This is a genomic window from Streptomyces spongiae, from assembly GCF_009377185.1.
GTDB lineage: Bacteria > Actinomycetota > Actinomycetes > Streptomycetales > Streptomycetaceae > Streptomyces > Streptomyces spongiae.
In genome coordinates, this window is sequence record NZ_VJZC01000586.1 from 1 (window position 1) to 6,187 (window position 6,187).

Below are 6,187 nucleotides of genomic sequence, written 5' to 3' on the forward strand. Positions count from 1 at the left end.
CCCCCGGTGCCCGTGCCACGCCGTGCGGCTCCGCTCGGTGGACGGCTCTCGGGTGCGGCCCGGCAGGCGCTGGGGCTGCGGCTGCCGCCCGCGCTGGTGCTGGGCTGGCACCGGGCGTTCACCCTCCGCTTCCGGTCCCTGGCCACGGTCGCCCGGCTCGCGCTGCCGCTGCTGCTGATCGTGGTGGCGATGAGCGCGTGGACCACCATCGACCGCTTCGACACCAGGCCCGAGCAGATCGGCATACCGGCCGCCCTCACGGTCCACACCTCCGATCTGGGCGACGGCGACGCCCGCGCGCTGCTGGAACGCGACCCGCAGGTCGCCGCCGCCTACCCGGGCGTCGAGGTGGCCGCCCTGGTCCCGGGCCAGACGGCCACGATCGCCCTGCGCGGCCTCGGTACCCACCAGGACCCCTACCCCTATGCCCTGGCCGAGGGTCGCGCCGCGCACGGCCGCGACGAGGCGGTCGCCGGTCAGGGGCTGCTGGATCTGCTGGACGCGAAGGTCGGCGACTGGGTGCGGATGACCGTCGGGGACCAGCCTCAGATCCTGCACATCGTGGGCCGCAGCATCGAGCCGGAGAACGCCGGCCGCGTCATCTCCACCTCCCTCGACACCCTGCGCGAGAACGGCCCGGGCGTCGGCCCGACCCTCTACGAGCTGCGGCTCCGCCCCGGCGCCGACCCGCAGGAGGTCTCCGACCGCCTGGCCGACGCCGGTCACGGCCGCCTGGACGTACACGCCGTACCGAACCCCGCCGACGGCCTCTCACCCCTGAGGGGAGTAGTCGTGGGCCTGATCGCCGTGCTGGCCCTCATCGGGTTGATCGAACTGCTGACCGTGATCGGCGGCACCGTCCGCGAAGGCGAACGCGACCTGCTGGCGCTCAAGGCCATCGGCCTGTCCCCACGCCAGATCACCGCGATCACCGTCACCTCCACCGCGTGCACCGCCCTGGCCGCCGTCGTCATCGGTACGGCCCTGGGCGCCCCCCTCGCGCACTGGCTGATCGACGCCCAGGGCAGATCGAGCGGCGTCGGCGCGGGGATCGCCCAGGGCCCGTCCACCACGCACCTGCTGCTGTTCGGCGCGGCGGCGGTCACGGGCGCGGCCGCGCTCGCCTCCGTACCCGCATCCCGCGCGGCCCGCCGCCGTCTCGCGGACACGCTCAGCGCGGTCGCCTGAGCGCGACGGGGTGACTGCGGCGGGGCGGGGCGGGCTGTCGACGGTAAGCGGACGGCCGCGCGCCGCCCGCTTTCCGTATCACGCGATCACTACCGGCCGCGCAGCTCCCGGTACTTGGCGACCAGGGACGTCGTGGACGCGTCCAGGCCCGGCACCTGTGCGCCCTCGGTGAGGGCGGGCTCGACGCGCTTGGCGAGGACCTTGCCGAGTTCGACGCCCCACTGGTCGAAGGAGTCGATGTTCCAGATCGCGCCCTGGACGAACACCTTGTGCTCGTACAGCGCGATGAGCTGGCCGAGGACCGACGGGGTGAGGTCCTTCGCGAGGATCGTGGTCGTCGGGTGGTTGCCCTGGAACGTCTTGTGCGCCACCAGCTCCTCCGGGACGCCCTCGGCCCGCACCTCGTCCGGCGTCTTGCCGAAGGCCAGCGCCTGGGTCTGGGCGAAGAAGTTGGCCATCAGCAGGTCGTGCTGGGCCTTGAGCCCGTCGCTGAGCTCGGCCACCGGCTCGGCGAAGCCGATGAAGTCCGCCGGGATCAGCTTCGTGCCCTGGTGGATGAGCTGGTAGTAGGCGTGCTGACCGTTCGTCCCCGGTGTGCCCCACACCACGGGACCCGTCTGCCACTCCACCGGCTGCCCGTCCCGGCCCACGTACTTGCCGTTGGACTCCATGTCCAGCTGCTGCAGGTACGCCGTGAACTTCGACAGGTAGTGGCTGTACGGCAGCACCGCGTGCGACTGCGCGTCGTGGAAGTTGCCGTACCAGACGCCCAGCAGGCCCAGCAGCAGCGGCACGTTGGACTCGGCGGGAGCCGTGCGGAAGTGCTCGTCGACCAGCCGGAACCCGTCGAGCATCTCCCGGAAGCGGTCCGGGCCGATGGCGATCATCAGGGACAGCCCGATGGCGGAGTCGTACGAGTACCGCCCGCCGACCCAGTCCCAGAACTCGAACATGTTGGCCGTGTCGATGCCGAAGTCCGACACCTTCTCGGCGTTCGTCGACAGGGCCACGAAGTGCCGGGCCACCGCCTCCGGGTCGGCCTTCAGCTCCGTGAGCAGCCAGTCGCGTGCCGAGGTCGCGTTCGTGATCGTCTCGATCGTCGTGAACGTCTTCGAGGCGATGACGAACAGCGTCTCCGCGGCGTCGAGATCGCGTACCGCCTCATGCAGGTCGGCGCCGTCCACGTTCGACACGAAGCGGAGGGTGAGGTCGCGGTCGGTGTAGGAGCGCAGCACCTCGTACGCCATCGCCGGGCCCAGGTCGGAGCCACCGATGCCGATGTTGACGATGTTCTTGATGCGCTTGCCGGTGTGACCGGTCCATTCTCCGGAGCGGATCTTCTCCGAGAAGGCGGCCATCCTGTCGAGCACGGCGTGCACAGCCGGTACGACGTTCTCCCCGTCGACCTCGATCACCGTGTCGCGCGAGGCACGCAGAGCCGTGTGCAGGACGGCCCGGCCCTCGGTGATGTTGATCTTCTCGCCGCGGAACATGGCGTCGCGCAGTCCGAACACACCGGTCGCGGCGGCCAGCTCCCTCAGCAGCCGCAGCGTGTCATCCGTGACCAGGTGCTTGGAGTAGTCGATGTGCAGATCACCGACCTCGAGCGTGTACCCGGCGCCGCGCCCGGGGTCGGCGGCGAACAGCTCGCGCAGTTGGAGGTCGCCCAGTTCCTCCCGGTGCCTGGCCAGTGCCGTCCACTCGGGCGTCTGGTTGAGCCTGGTGCGGCTGTCTGCGTTCATCTCGGACTTCAGCCTTCTTTCCCTGTCCTGCGTGCCTTGCTCCGCCTGCGGGTCCAACCTAATGGAGTACGGCGGAACGTGAGCCGGCGTGCTGTTTTCGGCCCGCTCAACAACAGATACGTCTGTTGTGGGTCCAGGTATCAAGGAAAGAGCTCGGGGGTGCGTGTGGTCGGTTTGCTGCGGGTCCGTTTGGGCTGGTCGCGCCCACGCGGCGGAGCCGCATATCCAACACAGCCCCGCGCCCCTAGCGGGGCGCGGGGCAGCGTTCTAGATCTCGCCCCGCAGCTTGGCGAGCGCTTCGGCGAGGATGGCCTCGCCGTCCGCGTCGCTGCGTCGCTCCCGTACGTACGCGAGGTGCGTCTTGTACGGCTCGGTGCGCGGCGGGTCCGGCGGGTTGTCCCGGTCCTGTCCTGCGGGGAAGCCGCAGCGCGGGCAGTCCCAGGTGTCGGGAACCTGCGCGTCGCTGGCGAAGCTGGGCTGGGTCTCGTGCCCGTTGGAGCACCAGAAGGAGATGCGCAGCCGGGGAGCGGACTCGCCGCGCTCGGCCTCGCCCATCGGCCCCGCCCCGACCCGGCTTCCTCGGATCGCGTTGCCACTTGCCACGGTCGTAACTCCCTGCGTGATGGTGCCGCGAAGCGAGTCGGCGTGACGCTTCGCTGCGAGCGCCTCAGTCTACGTAAGGCCCAACGCGCGTCCAGTGATTGGAGTTACACCCCGCCCCCTAGACGCAAGCCCCATGATAGGCCGCGTTGTTGGACGCGTACCGAGCATGGGGCTTTACGTGCGGATTGGTGCGTCTGTGACGCTTTGCCGTTACTGGGGCCTGTCGGTCAGTTGTTGACCTTCATCAGGATGCCGAGTACGACAATGCACGCGAACCACAGCAGACCGACCACGATGGTGATCCGGTCGAGGTTGCGCTCGGCGACCGAGGAGCCGCCGACGGACGACTGCATGCCGCCGCCGAACATGTCGGAGAGGCCGCCGCCCTTCCCCTTGTGCATCAGCACCAGCAGCATCATCAGCAGGCTGAAGACGATCAGGGCGATCGAGAACCCCATAACCACGGCTGGACCAACTTCCTCGGACGGATATCGACGACGGGGGCCGGGCGGCATGGTCCATCATGCCTGTCCGGCCCCCGCAAGGGTACGACGGATCGCGGCGACCGCACACTTACTGGTCGCGGAACCGCACGATCTTGACGAACTCGTCGGCGTCCAGGGAGGCGCCCCCGACCAGGGCGCCGTCGATGTCGGCCTGCGCCATGATCTCCGCGACGTTGCCGGCCTTGACGGAGCCGCCGTACTGGATGCGGACCTGGTCGGCCACCTCCTGCGAGTACAGCTCGGCGAGCTTGCCGCGGATGGCCGCGCAGACCTCCTGGGCGTCCCCGGCGCCGCAGACCTTGCCGGTGCCGATGGCCCAGACCGGCTCGTAGGCGATCACGATGGACTCGACCTGCTCGGCGGGGACGTCCTTCAGGCCGCCCTCGACCTGGGCGAGCGTGTGCGTGACGTGGTTGCCCGCCTCGCGGACCTCCAGTTCCTCACCGACGCACAGGATCGGGGTGATGCCGTACTTGAAGGCGGTCTTGACCTTGGCGTTGCAGAGCTCGTCGGTCTCGTTGTGGTACTGGCGGCGCTCGGAGTGGCCGACGGCCACGTAGGCGCACTTGAGCTTGGCCAGCATCGAGCCGGAGATCTCGCCGGTATAGGCGCCGCCGTCGTGGGCCGAGATGTCCTGGGCGCCGTACTTGATCTTCAGCTTGTCGCCGTCGACCAGGGTCTGCACGGAGCGCAGGTCGGTGAAGGGCGGCAGGACGGCGACCTCGGTGGCCTCGTAGTCCTTGTCCGCGAGGGCGAAGGCGAGCTTCTGGACGTGGGCGATGGCCTCGAGGTGGTTGAGGTTCATCTTCCAGTTGCCCGCCATCAGGGGCGTACGGGTGGTCATTGAGGGTCAGTCCTCCAGTGCGGCGAGGCCGGGGAGCGTCTTGCCCTCAAGGTATTCGAGGGAGGCGCCGCCACCGGTCGAGATGTGGCCGAACGCGGTCTCGTCGAAGCCGAGAATGCGCACGGCCGCGGCGGAGTCACCGCCGCCGACGACCGTGAAGGCCTTGGAGTCGACGAGGGACTGGGCGACCGCCTTGGTGCCCTCGGCGAAATCGGGGTGCTCGAAGACGCCCATCGGGCCGTTCCAGAAGACGGTGGCGGCGTCGGTGATCTTCGAGGCGTAGAGCGCGCCGGTCTCCGGACCGACGTCCAGGCCCATCTGGTCGGCGGGGATGGCGTCCGCGGCGACGGCGGTGGCGCCCGCCGGAGCCTTGGTCTTCAGGTCCGGGAACGCCTGCGCGACGACCGCGTCGACGGGCAGGACCAGCTCGACACCGGTCTTCTCGGCGCGCTCGATGTACTCGATGACCGCCGGGATCTGGTCCTCCTGGAGGAGGGACTTGCCGATCTCGTACCCCTTGGCCTTGAGGAAGGTGTACGCCATGCCGCCGCCGATGAGGATGCGGTCGGCCTTGCCGAGCAGCTGGTCGATGACGGCGAGCTTGTCGGAGACCTTGGCGCCGCCGAGCGCGACGACGTACGGGCGCTGGACGTCCTCGGTGAGCTTCTTGAGGACGGCGACCTCGTTCGCGATCAGGTAACCGGCGGCGTGCGGCAGGCGGGCCGGGAGGTCGTACACGGAGGCGTGCTTACGGTGGACGGCGCCGAAGCCGTCGCCCACGTAGAGGTCGGCGAGGGAGGCGAGCCGGTCGGCGAAGGCGCCGCGCTCGGCGTCGTCCTTGGAGGTCTCTCCGGGGTTGAAGCGGAGGTTCTCGATGACCGCGACCTGGCCGTCGGTCAGGGCCGCGACGGTGGCCGTGGCCGAGTCACCGACCGTGTCGGTCGCGAACTCCACGCCGGTACCGAGGAGTTCACCGAGACGGGCGGCGGCCGGGGCGAGCGAGAAGGCCGGGTCCGGGGCGCCCTTGGGGCGGCCGAGGTGCGAGGCGACGACCACCCGGGCGCCCGCCTCGGCGAGGGCCTTGACGGTGGGCACGACGGCGCGGATACGGCCGTCGTCGGTGATGGTGGTGCCGTCGAGCGGCACGTTCAGGTCGGCGCGGACGAAGACCCGCTTGCCGCCGACGCCTTCGGCGAGGAGTTCGTCGATCGTCTTCATGTTTGGGACTCCTGGGAGATGACTCTTGCGCCCGGAGGGCTGGTCTTCCGTACGTAGAGCAGGGCTCGGGGAGCGCGACTTTGCGC

6 protein-coding genes are annotated in these 6,187 nt (G+C 69.8%); 1 reads left to right on the forward strand and 5 read right to left on the reverse strand.

What is annotated here, in order from left to right; genetic code table 11:
• Window positions 1-1,188 (forward strand): ABC transporter permease (locus FNH08_RS42115; RefSeq protein WP_152776793.1); only part of this gene is annotated, 1,188 nt, incomplete at its 5' end.
• Between the two features lie 89 nt (window positions 1,189-1,277).
• On the opposite strand, the gene pgi is transcribed toward FNH08_RS42115, so the two are convergent.
• The 5 genes from pgi to FNH08_RS42140 form a co-directional block, all read right to left on the reverse strand.
• On the reverse strand, window positions 1,278-2,930 hold the full coding sequence (gene pgi, locus FNH08_RS42120) for a glucose-6-phosphate isomerase (protein WP_152776794.1): 1,653 nt from the start codon (window positions 2,928-2,930) through the stop codon (window positions 1,278-1,280).
• Window positions 2,931-3,197: 267 nt separating this feature from the next.
• Complete coding sequence (locus tag FNH08_RS42125) at window positions 3,198-3,533, reverse strand: RNA polymerase-binding protein RbpA (RefSeq protein WP_003957010.1); 336 nt, start codon at window positions 3,531-3,533, stop codon at window positions 3,198-3,200.
• 227 nt (window positions 3,534-3,760) lie between these two features.
• Window positions 3,761-3,991 (reverse strand): preprotein translocase subunit SecG, encoded by a 231-nt coding sequence (secG, locus tag FNH08_RS42130; RefSeq protein WP_062713769.1) that lies wholly within the window; start codon window positions 3,989-3,991, stop codon window positions 3,761-3,763.
• A 115-nt stretch (window positions 3,992-4,106) separates the two neighbouring features.
• Entirely contained in the window at window positions 4,107-4,883 is a 777-nt protein-coding gene (tpiA, locus tag FNH08_RS42135) for a triose-phosphate isomerase (protein ID WP_152776795.1), read from the reverse strand.
• Between the two features lie 6 nt (window positions 4,884-4,889).
• Complete coding sequence (locus FNH08_RS42140; RefSeq protein ID WP_152776796.1) at window positions 4,890-6,101, reverse strand: phosphoglycerate kinase; 1,212 nt, start codon at window positions 6,099-6,101, stop codon at window positions 4,890-4,892.
• Between the last annotated feature and the right edge of the window lie 86 nt (window positions 6,102-6,187).